The 16,525-nt window shown below is 60.5% G+C and carries 17 protein-coding genes; 11 read left to right on the forward strand and 6 right to left on the reverse strand.

What is annotated here, in order from left to right:
- Positions 1-9 precede the first annotated feature (9 nt).
- Positions 10-357, reverse strand: coding sequence for a hypothetical protein (locus JQ597_RS37550; protein WP_249133857.1), 348 nt, complete (start codon positions 355-357; stop codon positions 10-12).
- Here JQ597_RS37550 and JQ597_RS06270 point away from each other — a divergent pair.
- The 3 genes from JQ597_RS06270 to JQ597_RS06280 are packed head-to-tail and all read left to right on the forward strand — an operon-like array spanning position 356 to position 2,307.
- The gene (locus JQ597_RS06270; RefSeq protein ID WP_249133856.1) at positions 356-805 is read left to right on the forward strand and encodes a sigma-70 family RNA polymerase sigma factor; all 450 of its coding nucleotides are present in this window, start codon (positions 356-358) and stop codon (positions 803-805) included. The two genes, JQ597_RS37550 and JQ597_RS06270, sit on opposite strands and share 2 nt — an antisense overlap.
- A complete protein-coding gene (locus tag JQ597_RS06275) occupies positions 802-1,455 on the forward strand; it encodes a ChrR family anti-sigma-E factor (protein ID WP_212263361.1) in 654 nt (217 codons plus the stop codon). Before JQ597_RS06270 ends, JQ597_RS06275 begins: the two co-directional genes overlap by 4 nt.
- A 42-nt stretch (positions 1,456-1,497) precedes the next feature.
- Positions 1,498-2,307: a DUF1295 domain-containing protein gene (locus JQ597_RS06280; protein ID WP_212263362.1), complete on the forward strand. Its 810-nt coding sequence runs from the start codon at positions 1,498-1,500 to the stop codon at positions 2,305-2,307.
- Between the two features lie 8 nt (positions 2,308-2,315).
- Here JQ597_RS06280 and JQ597_RS06285 read toward each other — a convergent pair whose 3' ends face one another.
- On the reverse strand, positions 2,316-2,720 hold the full coding sequence (locus tag JQ597_RS06285; protein ID WP_212263363.1) for a DUF2177 family protein: 405 nt from the start codon (positions 2,718-2,720) through the stop codon (positions 2,316-2,318).
- A 393-nt stretch (positions 2,721-3,113) separates the two neighbouring features.
- On the opposite strand from JQ597_RS06285, the gene JQ597_RS06290 reads away from it, so the two are divergent.
- The 3 genes from JQ597_RS06290 to JQ597_RS06300 all read left to right on the forward strand — a co-directional run bounded on the left by JQ597_RS06290 (position 3,114) and on the right by JQ597_RS06300 (position 6,124).
- Positions 3,114-3,497 carry a response regulator gene (locus tag JQ597_RS06290; RefSeq protein ID WP_212263364.1) on the forward strand — a complete coding sequence of 128 codons (384 nt, stop codon included), beginning with the start codon at positions 3,114-3,116 and terminating at the stop codon, positions 3,495-3,497.
- Positions 3,498-3,567: 70 nt separating this feature from the next.
- Complete coding sequence (locus tag JQ597_RS06295; RefSeq protein WP_249133855.1) at positions 3,568-4,923, forward strand: sensor histidine kinase; 1,356 nt, start codon at positions 3,568-3,570, stop codon at positions 4,921-4,923.
- 67 nt (positions 4,924-4,990) lie between these two features.
- Positions 4,991-6,124 carry a sugar ABC transporter substrate-binding protein gene (locus JQ597_RS06300; protein WP_349628792.1) on the forward strand — a complete coding sequence of 378 codons (1,134 nt, stop codon included), beginning with the start codon at positions 4,991-4,993 and terminating at the stop codon, positions 6,122-6,124.
- A gap of 191 nt (positions 6,125-6,315) precedes the next feature.
- On the opposite strand, the gene JQ597_RS06305 is transcribed toward JQ597_RS06300, so the two are convergent.
- The 4 genes from JQ597_RS06305 to JQ597_RS06320 form a co-directional block, all read right to left on the reverse strand.
- On the reverse strand, positions 6,316-7,116 hold the full coding sequence (locus tag JQ597_RS06305) for a transporter substrate-binding domain-containing protein (protein WP_212263365.1): 801 nt from the start codon (positions 7,114-7,116) through the stop codon (positions 6,316-6,318).
- Positions 7,117-7,521: 405 nt separating this feature from the next.
- Positions 7,522-7,776, reverse strand: coding sequence for a hypothetical protein (locus JQ597_RS06310; RefSeq protein WP_212263366.1), 255 nt, complete (start codon positions 7,774-7,776; stop codon positions 7,522-7,524).
- 266 nt (positions 7,777-8,042) lie between these two features.
- Positions 8,043-9,497 carry a primase-helicase family protein gene (locus tag JQ597_RS06315; protein WP_212263367.1) on the reverse strand — a complete coding sequence of 485 codons (1,455 nt, stop codon included), beginning with the start codon at positions 9,495-9,497 and terminating at the stop codon, positions 8,043-8,045.
- Between the two features lie 286 nt (positions 9,498-9,783).
- On the reverse strand, positions 9,784-10,410 hold the full coding sequence (locus JQ597_RS06320; RefSeq protein ID WP_212263368.1) for a helix-turn-helix domain-containing protein: 627 nt from the start codon (positions 10,408-10,410) through the stop codon (positions 9,784-9,786).
- Positions 10,411-10,646: 236 nt separating this feature from the next.
- Here JQ597_RS06320 and JQ597_RS06325 point away from each other — a divergent pair, with 236 nt between their 5' ends.
- Genes JQ597_RS06325 through JQ597_RS06345 form a run of 5 tightly spaced genes read left to right on the forward strand, consistent with a single transcriptional unit; the run spans position 10,647 to position 16,522 of the window.
- Positions 10,647-12,344, forward strand: coding sequence for a peptide ABC transporter substrate-binding protein (locus tag JQ597_RS06325; protein WP_212263369.1), 1,698 nt, complete (start codon positions 10,647-10,649; stop codon positions 12,342-12,344).
- A gap of 26 nt (positions 12,345-12,370) precedes the next feature.
- On the forward strand, positions 12,371-13,321 hold the full coding sequence (locus tag JQ597_RS06330) for an ABC transporter permease (protein WP_211998795.1): 951 nt from the start codon (positions 12,371-12,373) through the stop codon (positions 13,319-13,321).
- Between the two features lie 3 nt (positions 13,322-13,324).
- On the forward strand, positions 13,325-14,200 hold the full coding sequence (locus tag JQ597_RS06335; protein WP_212263370.1) for an ABC transporter permease: 876 nt from the start codon (positions 13,325-13,327) through the stop codon (positions 14,198-14,200).
- A gap of 43 nt (positions 14,201-14,243) precedes the next feature.
- Positions 14,244-15,572 carry an NAD(P)/FAD-dependent oxidoreductase gene (locus JQ597_RS06340; protein ID WP_212263371.1) on the forward strand — a complete coding sequence of 443 codons (1,329 nt, stop codon included), beginning with the start codon at positions 14,244-14,246 and terminating at the stop codon, positions 15,570-15,572.
- Between the two features lie 23 nt (positions 15,573-15,595).
- Positions 15,596-16,522 carry a 2-hydroxyacid dehydrogenase gene (locus JQ597_RS06345; protein ID WP_212263372.1) on the forward strand — a complete coding sequence of 309 codons (927 nt, stop codon included), beginning with the start codon at positions 15,596-15,598 and terminating at the stop codon, positions 16,520-16,522.
- The last annotated feature ends 3 nt before the right edge of the window (positions 16,523-16,525 follow it).

Consider the following 16,525-nt stretch of genomic DNA (forward strand, 5'->3'; position numbering starts at 1 on the left):
AACCAGCGTTTAACGGCTCGCGTCGCGGGCCGCTATGTGAATAAAAACGATACCCAGACGGGTTTGGATCACCGGTGATCCAAACAGGCCGGGGATCCGTTTCGGCAATATGCCTGCCGCCGTACAACATCCTCGGGGGGCCAGCACTCTGGCCAGCGCCCCCGCGATCCGGTACTCACCTCGCAGAACCGTCTGCGAATGGGAGCGTTCGCGCTGCATGCTGAATGACAAACCGGACGACGCGACGTCGGACGCAGCCAGATGGGCTGCCCTGATTGCAGCTGTCGCCAGGGAAAAGGATCGCGAGGCCTTCGCGGCCCTGTTCACGCATTTTGCGCCGCGGATAAAGACCTTCATGCGGCGTTCCGGCGCGAGCGAGCAAAGTGCCGACGAGCTCGCGCAGGAAGCTCTGCTGACGGTTTGGTCAAAGGCCAATCTTTTCGATCCCAACAGCGTCGGTGCCTCGGCCTGGATATTTACCATCGCGCGCAATCTGCGCATCGACGCGCTACGCCGGGAAAAGCGTACACGAACTGCAGGTACGGACGACATCGACCTCGAGTTTCAGGTCGACGATGGCCCGTCGCCCGACGCCGGACTGGCCGCGGCGCAGACTGAGTCGCGGGTCCGCAGCGCCTTGGCCGCATTGCCGGACGATCAGTTGCGGGTGATCGAATTATCCTTCTTTGATGATAGGGCGCATGCGGAAATCGCCCAGACGCTCCAGATTCCGCTTGGGACGGTCAAATCGCGGTTGCGGCTCGCTATGAATCGGTTGCGCGGCCTGTTGGGTGATTTCTCATGACGATTGTTCACCATCCGCCGGATGAACTATTGACGGCGTTTGCGGCCGGGATGCTCGACCTTGGACAGCATATTGCGGTTGCAACCCACCTGACTGGCTGTCAGCATTGCCGCCGCGTTGTGCACGCTATGGAACACGTTGGGGGCGGGGTCCTGACAGCGTTGCCGGCAACCGCGATGTCTCCGGGTGCGCTTGCTGCCGTTGAAACGCGGCTGGACGGGCTCGCTCCTGCGGTTGCGACCGGATTGAGGAAAGCGGCAACAGGGATCACCGACGTTCCCGGTCTGCCGCCCTTCGTGCGCGATTACCCATCTAGTTCGTGGAAATGGATCGCACCGAAGGTGCATTTGCGGCCTATCCGATTGCCGGAAGCAAGTGCGACCAGAGTTTTTCTTTTGAAGTCGCAGCCGGGCACCAAGATGATCGAGCACACCCATACCGGCTTCGAGATGACCTGCATCTTAACGGGGAGCTTTGCGCACGCCGGCGGACATTTCGGCCCTGGCGATTTCGACTTTGGGGATGGCGCGACCGATCACGAGGTGATGATCGACTCGTCGGAGGACTGCATCTGTCTGGTGGCGATGCAAGGTGAACTGAAATTGAACGGTATCATCGGCCGTCTGCTTCAGCCGCTGATCAGGATGTGATCGCCCGCAACGCTAGTAGACGTGCCTAGGGAAGCGTCCGGGATGAGCGTGCTCCAGTTTATCTTTCTGGCTGCCGTGGTGGGGCTACTGCTGTCGGCGATCATGACAACAGCTTGGCAAGCTCAACGGACGACGGGCCATACTGGCTGGATCGACGTATTCTGGACGTTCGGCGTCGGGGGCGTGGCGGTCGTCGCCAGCCTTATCCCGTTGTCTGCACCTCACGCACCGAGCGCGCGGCAAATCGTGGTCGCGGTCCTGATCGCGCTTTGGTCGCTGCGACTGGGCGGCCATATTCTGGTGCGCACCAGGGAGGCCGGGGACGACCCGCGCTACCGCGATTTGATCAAACAATGGGGGGCCAGCGCAAATCTGCGGATGTTCCTGCAATTGCAATCGCAGGCGGCGGTCGGACTGATCCTGACGCTGTCTGTCGCACTTGCGGCGCATAATCCGCGAGAGGGTCTCGGTGCGGTGGATTTGCTGGGCATTGCGCTCCTTGTCGGCGCTCTCGCCGGCGAGGCCGTGTCAGACTGGCAGTTGCGGCGCTTCAAATCCGACCCGGGCAATCGCGGGCGGATATGTGAGGAGGGGTTTTGGAGCCTGTCGCGCCATCCGAATTACTTCTTCGAATGGCTCTGCTGGCTCGCTTATCCACTGATCGCGATCGACTTGACGGGCGCGAATCCCCTCGGCTGGATTGCGCTGCTGGCACCTGCCTGCATGTACTGGGTGCTGGTTTACGTCTCCGGAATTCCGCCGCTGGAAGAACACATGCTGCGCTCGCGTGGCGCGCAATTTCGTAGGCTTCAGGCGCGCACTCGGCCGTTTTTTCCGTTCCCAAAAAGATAGTTTGTGCGTCAGACGGCGAATTTCATGGTCACCCAGAAACCTGCCGCTGCGGCAATTGCCCCAAGCAGCGTTCCCCAACCCGCGTCGATTACGGTGAGCGGGGTGGTCCAGTTCCGCAGTGTCGCCTGATTGGTCAAGTCGTAAGTCATGTAGGTGAAGAAGCCGAACAGCGCGCCGTATAGCACCGCCTGCGCAAGGCTTCCGGACTTCAGAGCCGGCAGGATGGCAAAGATCACGAGCCCGATGGGGTAAATCACATAGAAGGCGATCGCGGCGGGGAGATTGACATCCGCGCGCATAATGTCGCCGAGCGTCGGACGATAGAGGCGGCTTGCCATCGATCCAAGCCACGCCATGTCGCAAAGCACGAAGACTGCCAGTGTTGCAAAATAAGCCGTGAAGTAAGTCAGCATCGAGCGCTCATGTGGTAATCGACAGGGCGGGCATCGGCCGAAGCCTTACCCGTCTAACGACGGGAAACGCGCGTTGGATCATCGACCGACTTTGGACCGGGCGCTTGCGTGTTCCTTCCGCAATGGCATGTGAACGTGCAGACTGGGAACGGCGGCTACATCTATAACCCGAACGGCAATCTCATCGCAGACGCGAAACTAACTGTCGATGGCCGAACTGGCGTTGTTACGGGAGCGGCCTTCAATCTGGAACTTGTGCGGATCACAGCCATCGGACTAAGGACCCCCGTAGTTTACCGGATAAGTTCACTTTTGAACATTATTTTGGAACGAATGAGCTCAGCCTCACTTGCCCCGCCGGAGGACTGTAAGCAGCACCAAGGGGGATAGTGAATGGATGACGTAGTTGCGGTTCTGGTCGTCGAGGACGACCAGGTTATTAGGGATTTAGTGGAAGAAGCTCTTTCAGACGGTGGTTTTGAATCGGCCATTACACCATCTGGCAACGAAGCAATTACGCTTCTCAAAGGCGATTCCAAATTTCGCGCAGTCGTGACTGACATCGATCTGCCCGGAGGACTGGATGGCTGGGAAGTGGCCCGCGTCGCAAGGGAGATCGATCCAGCAATGCCCGTCGTCTATATGACCGGCACTCATGGCGAGGAATGGGCATCCAAGGGCGTTCCAAATAGCCTTCTGCTAGCAAAGCCGTTTGCTCTGGCGCAACTCGTCACCGCAGTTTCCCAGCTCCTTAACGGTGCCCCGCCGACCGCGTAAGCCGCCTCAGTCGATGACTCTCGCGTCCGATATCCACTACCCGTCCGGCGCTTGAAGTCACGATCGATTTATGAGTACGTACGCAATGCCGATTTCAGGGCGTTTTGTTTTCAGATACACCGGTGTTTTGCTTACTATTGGGCTTCTGACCCTACTGGGCATCGTCGGGATGACCATCTGGCTTGGCGAGCGGGCTCAGACGTACGCTAACGATGCCATCGAGGCGCGTGATACTCGTATCTCGGCGGTTGAACTCCGCAGTGCGATTCAGAGCGCGGAATCAGCCCAGCGCGGATTCATCGTCGGCGGCAACGAAATCTATCTTGCGCCCTACGATAGCGCGAAGGTGTCTCTAGAGCGGCAACTCGACCGGCTTAAAGTATTGCTGGTGTCCTACAGGCAAGCCGATGCCATGCTTCGGCGGCTATCGACCGTCATCGGCGAAAAAATCGACGAAATGGATCGCACGATCGCGTTGAAGAAGGAGCAGCGCGATGCCGAAGCGCTTGCGATATTCAGATCCAATCGCGGCAAAGCATTGATGGACGAAGCAAACGTCTTCCTTTCCAGCATTATCAGAATGACCGACGAGCGGCTCATCGCTGGTGTGATTGAGCAGAGTGAAAATGCGGCAAAGCTACGCTGGGTGTCGCTGCTTGGCGGCGTCATCATTGTGCTGGTTGTTAGCGGAGTAACCATTCTTGGTATTCGTTATGCGGTCGGAATCGCCCAGGCGCGTGACGAGGTGAAAAACCTTAATGTCAATTTAGAGCAAAGGGTAAAGGAGCGCACTTCCGCCTTGGCGCAGGCGCGCGATCGCGCCGAAGTGTTGTTGGCCGAGGTCAATCACCGGGTCGCCAACAGTCTGATGATGGTTGCCTCGTTGGTGAGGCTTCAATCGAACGCGGTACAAAACCAAATTGCCAAGGATGCGCTTGCCGAGACCGAGGCCCGTATCTATGCAATATCGGATGTGCATAAGAAGCTTTACAGTTCGGGTGACGTGCGCTTGGTAGCGTTGGACGAATATCTGTCAGGTTTGCTTCTTAGCCTGCAGAGTTCGATGCAGGACGAAGGCCATGGGGCGTCGCTCGACTACAATCTTGAGCCACTCAAGCTGCCGACTGATTCCAGCATCAATCTCGGCGTGGTCGTCACCGAATGGGTCACGAATGCATTCAAATATGCTTATCCCGAGCGCCGCGGCGAGGTCCGGGTAAATTTGAAGCGTTTGTCGGATGGCCGGGGAGAACTGCTCGTGGAGGATGACGGTATCGGTCGGATTGATAGCGGTGCGATCAAGGGCACCGGGTTGGGAACGCGGCTGGTGAAAGCGATGGCTGGCAATCTTGGCGGCGAGGTGGGATATTTCGCGCGTCAGCCCGGCACCCTTGCGCGTCTTACGTTTCCGCTACCGGCCGATTGATATGAATGGTCCCCGAGTTTCATCCTGGAAAAGCGCGACGACGTCATTGGGTGCTGCGCTTAGCACCGTGAATAGAGCTGCCGTCGGCGGCGCATTGGGTCTTTTGCTTTGTTTGGTTGCCGGCATTAGCTTATCGATGGCGCAGGACGGGCCGCCAGGCATTACTTCGCCGATTGTGCTGCCACAGTTCGACGAACGGTCGCCCCTCTGCGTGGCGCCTCCTGGGCTCCATAAAATATTGGTCTTTGCGCAGGATAACGAACGCCAATTCATGCAAGGTGTTGCACGCGGCCTCGCCATGGCTGCTAAAGACCGAGGCCTCGAATTTCAGCTGGCGCTGGCCAACAACGATCCAAAAAAAATGATCGAGCAGGTAGACATTTTGCAAACCGCCAACGTTGGCGCGGTTGTCGCCGCTCCGGTCGATGCGCCATCTCTGAGTCGGAGTCTTCAGAAGGTCATCTGGTCGGGCGGGTATGTCGGGACTGTTGTTCCACCGCCGGCTATCTCCCTTCTAAACGCTCCGCAATACCTGACGGGAAAGGTGCTCGGCGATGCGGCGGCCGCCTACATCAAAGGGAAGCTTGGGGGCAAGGCGAAGGTCGTGTTGCTGACACACGATAGTCTTCAATTTTTGGCGCCCCGCTTTGCCGCCATCCGTGACTCACTCAAGGAGATTCCGGGTGTTACCATCGTTGCAGATATTTCACCGGCGACCGTCGACAAGGAAGGTGGTGCCGCCATGATGCGCACCATCCTTCTCGCCGACCCCTCCATTGACGTTGTCATGGGCGCCGACACGGTGGTTTTAGGCGCGCTGACCGCTCTAAGGGAGGCTGGCAAGGCGCGCCCGCAACAGTTTTTAGGCGGTATCGATGGCGAGCCGGAAGCGGTCGCAGAGATAAAGCAAGGCGGTCCCTACAAGACAAGCGTCAGTCTCGCATCTCCCGTTTTCGGTTATGCCATGGCCCAGCACGCTGCAGATTGGCTGGAAGGGAAAAGTGTTCCGCAGGCCATGGACATTCTGCCCAAGCTGCTGACGTCCGACAACATGAGTTCGTACGAGTCGGACTTGGCCGACCCGGCAGCGGTGTACCGCGACCCTAAGCGCCGTGCCGCGTATCTAAAAATGTACGGTAATATTTGTTATAATACCCGTGATCGATATATCAATTTTCCTTGGTCCTCCGAGAGAAGATGAACAGCGCTGGGGGCGACTGGTGAAGTATCTGTACTAGTTGTGCCCATTGGCCCCTCTGAGACATGCCTGCCTATCCTGAGATGTCCGTTCACCGGGGTAGACCGGAAGTCGCGGTGGTCCGAGCGAACCGACGCGAATGACCCAGAACGGACTAAGTGGTCCAAGCTCCACACTATCCGACTGTTGGGCGACTAATTCGGAACCCGAACGCCCCGCAGCCCGGCTTCGGTAATCGCTTTCTCCACCGTGCCATCGGACCGCATTCCGGTCACGAGTTCATCAACGGTGGGAAGCGCCGAGGCGGCTCGTTTGCGCACTCCGATTGCCATTTGCACGACGTTGAAACGCCCGGGCAACACCTGTGCTCCAGGCAAGGCGTCAGCAATGCGATGGGCGAGGTGCAGGTTCTCACCGTAAACGTCAGCTTTGCCAGTTGCCAACGCCTCGCGAGCCGAATCGAACCCGCCGGGCACCTGTATGATCTCTGCATTCTTGATAAGGCGTGTCAGAACGGTGTGTGGCGCGCTTCCTTGCGCGACGGCGATCTTCACGCCTGCACGGTCGACTTCCTCTGCGGTGGTTGGTGTTGCTCCGGCGCGCGCGACATAGCCGTTGTCTACTTCCATGAATGTCACACTAAACGCGAGGTATTCTGCGCGAGATGGATCGCGCGCAGCAAGCCCGATGTCCCAGTCATCGCTCGCGAGACTTTCGTTGTAACGCATTGGATTGTCGTAGGGCTTGAGTTCGACCGGTATGCCGAGACGCGCAGCGAGCGTCCGGGCAACGGAGACGGAAACACCGCCGAGGGAGCCGTCGGTACCGCGGGTCACCAGAACAGGATTGGAGGCAATGAGAGCGACGCGCAGTTTGCCGGTTGGAAATAGTGTGGCAGGCGCGGATGGGGCTTGAGCCCATGCGATCTGCGGCGCAGCGGGGAGCGCGGCAGCCCCCGCCGCCAGATGAAGGAAGTGTCTGCGAGGTAGTTTCATAGCGGTCCCTCTCACTCTCAAATGTTGAGAACCAACCCGACTGCTCTGCCTGCGTGACGCGAGTTTACCCTACACATTTGGGACTTTTGCGTCAGCGTCAGCGGTAAGCGAACGAGGTGATCATGTCGCTTTTTGTCACTTTTCGGACGTGCCGCGATTTCGGAGTTGAGTTTGCTTCAGGGATTGAGCGGAAGCTGATCTCCAGCCTGCCAAGGGCGGCTTTTGGCGCAAAGCGGCCGTTAATTTCGGCTGGCCACGCGGGTCCTTCCCAAAACCCCCTCACGGCTGACGAGGTTGGGTGTCAACCTGTCACCGTGTCAACTCAGATTTTGGGATCTGCGGCTGCCGACTTTTTGGGGCGCGCTTGGGCCGTATGGGCTGGGGGGCCGGGAAGGACCCGCTATTTTACAGCGCGCCGGCCCTGATCCGCTGTGCAATGGACCGGCCCGCATCCGTCGCTCCCCACGATAGGCGACCCTCAATCCCAGGCCGCGCATAGTATCTGGCAAGCTGGGTACGGATCAGTTCTTTCAATTCATCGTCGGCCATCTCACTAGCGCTTATGTAACAATCGTACATCGAGAGCGAATTCAGCACGCCGCGCTGCTTGATGGTCATCGACTTTGCGAATGCGATTTGGTCGTTGGTCAGTTTGGTCATTCTCTTACTCTCTAGGCATGTCCAAGCAGTCCAATCACCGCCATGGCGCTTGGACTGCGAGAAACCGTTGCAAATTGCGGGTTGGTCTAGGGTGTCCTAGTGGTCCAAGGATTTTAGAAGGATCAGAACAAAACAACCGGCATCGATACGGATGCCGGTTTCATTTTGCTACACGCGCGCGACCTAGACGCCTTGGACGCCTTGGACGCATGCCTGATTTTATTGAATGAGTTTGCGTCCAAGCGCGACGAGGGCACTTGGACCGCCTAGACCGGAACGATGTGATCCGGCGGCGCATACTGCGCTCGCTCGCCCTCTCCCGGCGGGAGCGCGGGCCAATCGACGGGTTGCCCGAGTAATTCGTCGAACGCGGCGCGGCAGTCATGTAGTGATGGCATGTCATAACACCAGGCCCGGCGTGTTACGCCGGGCTCAGTTTCGATTGCCGGACGATTCTTACGAATGCCAGGCGCTAACTTAGTTAGGCGCACGCCGAACTCAGCGGGACCGCGCTTGCGACCAACTCCGATTTGCGTCGCGGCCTTCAGATATTCCGCGTGAAGATCGGCGCATACGACTCGGCTCGACCAATTGTGGCCCGAGTGCAGACGATCGAACCAAAAACCATCGATCGTATCGAGAGAACGAATTTTCTGGTCTAGCAGAGCGCGTGTTTTCGGAGCGTTCCATAGATCAACTTTGGAAAGGTCGAAGTGTAGCAAGTCGTGCAACAGCCGCTCACGGCCGCCGGCGTTCAATTCCTCATCCATCTCGCGAAAATAATCATGGTTTTGCGCACACCCCGACCCCACGTCGATAACGCAATACCGGCGCTCATCCATACCCGCCGGCACGACCCATCCCTCATTAGATGTCATGATAACGCGTAGAAAGTTGCGTAACCGGATCGGATCGACGCCCTTTGATTCGATCATCTGCGTTTCGCTGGTAATCAGGCCCTTGAGCCGGCCCTCCGCCGCCTTGTCGCCCGCCCAAACCGCTTCATCAGCCTGCAAGAGCAGGCAACTCGCCATATGCGCATTGAATTGACCCGTGATGTACCGAGCCTCATCAACCTGAAAATAGTGCGACGAGAACAGCGACCCCAACACCTCGCCAACCTTACTCTTGCCGCTTCCCCGCTGGCCGCGCAGCACGATCGCTGTCCCAAGCCGCTCGCGCGGCTTTTGAACGATGTGCGCCATCCAGCCAAACACGTAATTGAAAAGGCTCTCGTCGCCGCCGCAGACGTTCGTAAGGAGGTGATCGCGAAACACGCTGTAAGCGCCAGCCGGCGAGGGCTTCACGTCGAAGCCTCGCCAGAAATTCAGGTAGTTTGGAGTGCCCCGCGCCTCGTCGGGATTCGGAAAGAACTCGACGCCATCGTATTGCCGGCGATCGCGGTGCGAATGCCAAGCCTTCGCCCAGGTCACCGGCCGGACCTTGCCGTCCGACCCCACGATCTCGGTGTAGCGGTTCGCGAACCATGAGTTCATGGACTCGAATGACATCACACGAACGCGATCATTGACCGGCCCCGACGGCTGTTCATTGACCACCACGGCTTTACCGCCCCAGATCGCCAGCGCGTAGCTGCGGTTGATTTCCTCGACATCGAAGCCCCAAGCACGCGGCGACGTGTTTTCCGTCTCTACGGCCTCGTTATCGATGTCCAAGCCGCCCTCGATGATGGCGGCGATTGCTTCGGCTTGGTCACTCATCTCGTCTTACGTCCTTAGCGGCAGTTTCAGGCACAAAAAAACCCGCCGTTTCGGGCGGGGTAGGTGGGACATTCGGGTTGGAAAGGCTAATGATTACGTAGAACGGTTTTTAGTCCCACCATGGACTAACCCCTTGATTTTCAACGCTCCATAAAGTCCCCTAGGGAGCGCCATGCCGCTGATCACAGGCCGCATCAGCAGCTCGCCACGCCATGCTGGTTTTCCATTTTGCGCAGAATCGCGTGAGGCGTCGCGGACCGCGCGACGTAAGCGGCCGCACCGAACTTCAACCGGCCGGCGGATCGGTTCGGCGCAGCGTCGTTACCCAGATGACGCGCGCTACCTGCTGCGTCGGATTGTCGAACATGTGCGGCACGATGCTCGGGAAGCGGAAACTGTCGCCCGCCTCCAGGACATGGGCTTCGTGGTCGAGCCACAGACGCAGGCTGCCCGACAATATGTAGCCAGCCTTTTCACCGGTGTGCTGGAAGAAGTCGGTGCCCGACGAGCCGCCGGGGTTGAGCGTGAGTTCATAGAGTTCGAGTTCACCCTTCTCGGCAGGGGTGAGCGCTTCCTTGACGACGCCGCTGGCGGTGAGCCGAAGCAGCCGCCGATCATTCTTCCGCACGATATAGCGCTGGGGTTCGCCGGCGTCGGTTGCTCCGAAGAAATAGGAGATCGGCACGTCGAGAGCGATGCTGAGAAGACGCAGCGTGCGCACGGACGGCATGGCGAGCGCGCGTTCGAGCTGGCTGATCATGCCGGTGGACAGGCCGGTACGTTTGGCGACGTCCTGAATCGAGAAGCCTGCGCGCTGGCGCAGCAGCCGTACGGTCTCGCCAAGCCGCCGCTGATCGACCGCGTCATCGCTTTCGATCGTCTGGGCGTTCTTCGGAACGCTCACGCGGCCCATGTCGCTCTCCCGTGCATCGTCTCGCAGCCCACCGTTTCTCACCCACCGCCCCAAGCGGCGATCAATTGCATCGAATAATCGGAGCATACCATCAATAGGATTGACTCGTTTATTTAGCTATGATGAAATTTGGATGCAAATAATTAGACGTACTAAAGCTCAGCTAACCTCTGCGTTGCCGGGTTTTCGAGATCGGGCACGGGGGATCGGTGCCGCGCGCGAAAACGGAGACGGTCATGGCGGACGAAACGGGCAAATTCGACATTCCCGCATTGGGCAACTCGGCCTTCGGCATACCGAACCGCCGACAGTTCATGCTGCTTGGCGCCAGCGCTGCGGCGGGACTGAGTGCTACGGCCTCGGCATTTGCGCAGACGGAACGTCCAGGCAATCCGCCCGCCAAGCCACGCGGGCAGGTGATCGCGGCCCTGTCGCAGGAGCCAACCGTCTTTCATCCCCTGATGCCCGGTATCGAGGTCGATCAGGGCGTTTGGTGGCAAGTCTTCTCGCCGCTGTGGTTCATCGATCCTGATGGCAACTTCGTTCCTGACCTGGCCCGCGAAGTCCCCACCATCGAGAACGGCGGGCTGTCGGCCGACGGGCTGATCTGGAAGATCAAGCTGCGCAGTAACGCCAAGTGGCATGATGGCACGGCGTTTACGGCTGATGACGTCAAGTTCTCCCTTGAGCTGATCAACAACACGGATTTCCGCGCGCGCAACCGCGTCGGCCATAACCTGGTCAAGGACATCAAGGTCGTCGCGCCCGACGAGGTTCATTGGCGCATGGAGGCGCCGTATTCGCCCTATATGTCGATCCTGTCGCTGACCTGCATGGTGCCCAAACACATTCTGGAGAAGGTCTCGGATCCGAACAGCTCGCCGTTCCACAATGCGCCGGTCGGGACCGGACCGTTCCGTTGGGGCGAACGCGTGCCTGGCGACCACATTCTGTTGCACGCCCACACCGGCTACCATGGCAAAGGGCCTTATCTGGAGCGCGTCGTCTTCAAATACATCCCGGACCTGACCGTCCTGTACACCCAGTTCCGCACCGGCCAGGTCGATTACACGGGCTTGCAGGGAATCCTGCCGAACTTCGTGCAAGAGGCGAAAACGCTGCGTGGCCGCAAGATTTTCGTGTCGTCGACGGCCTCGGTGGAGCATGTCGCGCCGAACCTGGATTTCGGTCCGTTCACCGACCGCACGGTGCGCGAGGCGCTTTATCTCGCGATCAACAAGAAGGCGATCATCGACGCACTCAATTACGGCTTACCGACGCAGACCGAGAGTTTTGTGCCGCAACAGGCCTGGTCGTTCCAGCAGGGCCTGCCGCAGCACAGCTACGATCCGGCGAAGGCAAATGCGCTGCTCGATGCGGCGGGATGGGTCCGCGGCGCAGGCGGCATCCGCGAGAAGGGCGGCGTCAAGCTCGAATTCACCAATTCGACCACGTCCGGCAACGCCGTGCGCGAACAAACCCAGCAACTGCTGATTCAGGACTGGCGCGCGATCGGCGCTGCGATGCGCGTAAACAACATGCCGGCTGCGGTCATCTGGGGCGAGTTCTGGCAGCAGTCGAAGTTCAACTCGGTCCTGGTGTCGGTGAACTTCATGCTGGGCAGCGATCCGGACGTGACGCCGCGCTTCGGCTCGGGCGCCATTCCGGCCAAAGGCGGACGCGGCTTCAACACCTATCAATACCAGAGCCCGGAGGCCGACCGGCTGCTCGCCGAGGGTGCCAAGCAGTTCGATCTTGCAAAGCGCAAGGCGATCTATGGCGACCTTCAGAAGCTGATCCGCAACGACCTCGCGGTGCTGCCGCTGTTCCAGGGCACCATCACCGAGGGCGTCAAGGACGGATTGCAAGGCTTCCGGCACAACATCAACGCTTCGTCCAACTGCTGGAACATCCGCGAATGGTACTGGACCTGACGCGTCTGATCCGGGGGACTGCCTGAATGGCCCGTTACGTCGCCAATCGCCTGATGCAGGCGATCATGTTGCTGGTGATCGTCTCGGCGCTCGGCTTTGCGATCCTCCATCTGGCGCCGGGCGGCCCGCTCTCGCAATTCGCCGCCTCGGCGCAAATGACGCAGGAGGATCTCGATCGCGTCACCAAGCAGCTGGGCCTCGATCGTCCGCTGCCGATCCAGTATCTCGACTGGTTCGGTCGCATGGTCAGGGGCGACTGGGGTCGATCCTATCGGGACGGTGAGCCCGTGCTGTCCGTCATCGGCTCGCATCTCGGTGCCACGCTCGAACTGATGGCGACCGCGACCCTCATCGCGGTTCTGCTCGGCTGCTGGATCGGGGTGCTTGGCGCGGTGCGCCGCTATTCATTGTTCGATTCGCTGGCAACTGTCGGCGCCATGATCGCGCTCTCCATTCCGACGTTCTGGTTTGGGCTCGTCACGATCTATCTGTTTTCGGTGAAGCTCGGCTGGTTGCCGTCCGGCAACCGGCATACGATCGGTGACGGCTCATTTCTCGATCTCCTGCATCATCTGATCGCACCGGCCGTCGTGCTGGCGCTTGTCGAGACCGCCATCTGGGGACGCTTCATGCGCTCCTCCATGCTCGAGGTCATCAACCAGGATTACATCCGCACGGCGCGCGCCAAGGGGATGCCGGAGTGGCGCATCCTGACCGTGCATGCCTTGCGCAACGCCCTGCTGCCGATGATAACAGTTGCGGGCCTCCAGTTTCCGACATTGCTCGGCGGCGCGCTGGTCACCGAGACCGTGTTCACCTGGCCCGGCATGGGCCGGCTGTTCCTCGATTCCATCGGCTATCGCGATTATCCGGTCGTGATGGGCATCCTGATGTTTTCGGCCATGATGGTGCTGATAGGCTCGCTTCTCGCCGATATCCTCTATGCCGTCGTCGATCCTCGGATCAGGGTGGGATAGGCGATGAGCACCGCAGCCTTGCAGACCGTCCAACTTGCTCCTGGCCAGGCCGCCTGGCAACGCTTCCGCCGTCATCGGCTCGCTTTGGCGGGTGCCGTGACCATCGTGATCCTCGTGCTGGGTTCGGCGTTCGGCCCTTATCTTTTGCCGTACGACGACACCTTTATCGACATCATGAAGCGGTTCGCGCCGCCGTTGTCGGGAGCCCACATCCTTGGCACCGACGAGCTCGGTCGTGACGTGCTGGCGCGGTTGATGATGGGAGGTCGCGTATCGCTCTCCATCGGCATCGTCGCCATGACCATCGCCATGGCGGTCGGCATCCTTGTCGGCGCTTTCGCGGGCTTCTATCGCGGCGTCATCGGTGCCGTGCTGATGCGGTTCGTCGATGCCGTGCTGTGCTTCCCGGCGATCTTTCTGCTGCTGGCGCTCGCGGCGCTCACCGAGCCGGGCTTGATGACCACCACCTTGCTGATCGCGGCCACGGCGTGGATGAGCGTCGCCCGCGTTGTCGAAGCGCAGGTCCGTTCGCTTCGCGAACGCGAGTTCGCGATCGCCGCCGTCGCCTTCGGGTCGTCTAACCTGCGGATCATGTTCCGCGAACTCGTGCCCAACGCAATGGCGCCGATCGTGGTTGCGGCGACGCTCAACGTCGCCAAGGCGATCCTGCTCGAATCCTATGTCAGCTACCTCGGTTTCGGCATTCAGCCGCCGGCCGCGAGCTGGGGCAACATGCTCAACAATGCGCAGATCTATATGACCAGTGCGCCCTGGCTTGCGATTGCGCCGGGCGTTGCCATCACGTTGGCCGTGACCAGCTTCAACTTCCTCGGCGACGGACTGCGCGACGCGCTCGATCCGCGCATGAACATCCCATGAAGCCCGTACGGGCGTCCATAAACTTTACTGTCAGGAGAGTCTCATGTCCCCGCCACTCAGCCGCATCACAAGCGACGAACGCTTGCCGGCGCAAGCCGATGTTGTCGTCATCGGCGGTGGCGTCATCGGTGTTTCAGCGGCCTATCATCTGGCGAAGAAAGGACACTCCGTCGCGCTGATCGAGAAGGGGCATGTCGGCGCGGAGCAGTCGAGCCGCAACTGGGGCTGGTGCCGCCAGCAGGGCCGCGCCCGCGCCGAGATCCCGTTGGCCCGCGAGGCGCTGCGCCTGTGGGAGGACATGCAGAACGACGCCGGCGTCGATGCCGGCTTTCGGCGCACCGGTGTCTTGTTCCTGACCAAGAACCCGCAGGAACTGGCCGCGTGGGAGAAATGGGCCGAGATCGCGCGCGAACAGCAGGTTCATTCGACGGTCTTGTCGGCGGCCGAGGTCGCTGAGCGCGTGCCCGGCAATGCAGATAGCTGGGTCGGCGGTTTGCACACGCCGAGTGACGGGCGCGCCGAGCCTTCGATGGCGGTGCCGGCGCTCGCGGCCGCCGCGCGCAAGCACGGTGTGACGATTCACCAGGGCTGCGCCGCGCGCGGGCTCGAAACCCAGGGCGGACAGGTGAGCGCGGTCGTCACCGAGAAGGGCGCCATTCGCACGCAGTCCGTGCTGCTGGCGGGAGGGGCGTGGTCGTCGCTGTTCTGCCGGCGCCACGGCATCGAGCTGCCGATCGGCCTCGTCAACGCCACCGCGTGCCGCACCACGCCGGCGCCGGAAATCACGATGGGCGCGCTCGGCACCGACTTCTATTGCATTCGCCGCCGCCTCGATGGCGGCTTCACGCTGGCGCTGCGCGGGCGCGGCACGGTGGAAGTGTCGCCGGATCTGTTTCGCTATGCCAAAACCTTCTGGCCGACCTACAAGCAGCGCCGCAAGGGACTGAAGCTGTCGTTCGGAAAGTCGTTCTTCGATCAGATCATGCGCGGCACCAACTGGAGCCTCGACAAGCCTTCGCCGTTCGAGACCGAGCGGGTGCGCGATCCCGCGCCTGATATGTCGCTGGTCACTTCGGCGCTCGCGGCGCTGATCAAGTCAAACCCTGATTTAAAGGGCATCGAAGTCGCGGAGGCCTGGGGAGGCACAATCGATACGACGCCCGACACCATTCCGGTGATTTCTCCCGTCGACTCCCTGCCGGGCTTTTTTCTCGCGACCGGTTTCAGCGGTCATGGCTTCGGCATTGGCCCGGCAGCCGGCAAGCTCGCTGCCGACCTCGTCACGGGCGAAACGCCACTGGTCGATCCGGCGGCCTACAGCCATACGCGCCTGATCGACGGCCGGCCGCTGGCGCCGGTCAGCCTGTTCTAGTGGTATCGGATCGGGCCCGCGCCATGACATTCCTTTACAAGGCGAACGCGACCCGCGGCCTCGAATGGGCCCGCCATTTTGCGGCGCGCGCCCCGGAGCTGCCGTTCCGGCTCTGGCCCGATGTCGGCGATCCGGCAGAGGTGCGCTATCTGGCGGTGTGGAGCCCGCCGGAAAACATCGCCGCAACCTTCCGCAATCTCGAACTCGTCTTCTCGGTCGGAGCAGGGGTCGATCAATTCGATTTCTCGCAGCTCCCACCCCATGTTCCGCTCATCCGCATGCTGGAGCCGGGCATCGCGGAGAGCATGGTTGAATATGCCACCATGGCCGTGCTCGCGCTGCACCGCGATCTCGTGCACTTCATCGCCCAGCAACGCCAGCAGATCTGGCGCGAGATCCGGATCACGCCGGCGGCGAAACGGCGCGTTGGCGTGATGGGCCTCGGCCTGCTCGGTCAGGCGGTGCTTGAACGGCTCAAGCCATTCGGCTTTCCGCTTGCCGGCTGGAACCGCTCCCCACGCACCATAGAGGGTGTCACCTGCCATGCGGGCCGGGAGACATTGCCGGATTTCCTCGCGCAGACCGACATCCTTGTCTGCCTGCTGCCGCTGACCGATGAAACCCGCGGCATCCTGAATACTGGTTTGTTCGAGGCGCTGCCGCGTGGTGCTAAACTCGTCAATGTCGGGCGGGGCGGGCATCTGGTCGAGGCAGACTTCATTGCGGCTTTGGAGCGCGGCCTGTTGTCAGCCGCCGTTCTTGACGTCGCCAAACCCGAGCCGTTGCCGGCGGGCCATCCGTTCTGGAGCCATCCGCGCATTCTCCTTACGCCACATATCGCCAGCATGACGACACCGGAAGCGGCGGTCGAATTCGTGCTCGATACCATCGGTCGCCACCGCCGCGGTGAAGCCCTGCCGGGTCGTGTCGATCGTGACCGCGGCTACTGAAAC

It is taken from the genome of Bradyrhizobium sp. AUGA SZCCT0177, assembly GCF_018130125.1.
Lineage (GTDB): Bacteria > Pseudomonadota > Alphaproteobacteria > Rhizobiales > Xanthobacteraceae > Bradyrhizobium.